Source organism: Kitasatospora sp. NPDC036993 (assembly GCF_055607525.1).
In genome coordinates this window covers 133,289-133,541 of the sequence record NZ_JBVJRP010000010.1, presented here as the reverse complement: position 1 = coordinate 133,541, position 253 = coordinate 133,289, and the positions used below count along the sequence as shown (strand labels likewise).

Annotated in this window: 1 protein-coding gene; it reads left to right on the top strand. The window is 65.6% G+C overall.

Annotated elements, in window-relative coordinates; all coding sequences use genetic code 11:
• Positions 1-230: DUF397 domain-containing protein (locus ACZ7C5_RS22220; RefSeq protein WP_470323289.1), on the top strand; the 230-nt coding region annotated here is incomplete at its 5' end.
• Positions 231-253 lie beyond the last annotated feature (23 nt).

Here is a 253-nt window from a genome sequence, read left to right as displayed (position 1 = left end):
AGTCCGGGAGGGGCACCATGGTTGACCGGGTGGACCTGTCCAGTGCTTCGTGGGTGAAGTCGACGTACAGCCAGCAAGGCGGCGACTGCCTTGAGGTTGCGCATGGCTCTCGTGACCTGATGCCTGTGCGTGACTCGAAGGACCCTCAGGGCCCGGCGCTCGTCTTCCGAGTCGATGCCTGGGCGTCGTTCGTCGTCGCCGTCCGCAGTGGTGAGTTCGGCGATGTCTGAGAGGGGCGTCATGGCTGACCGGG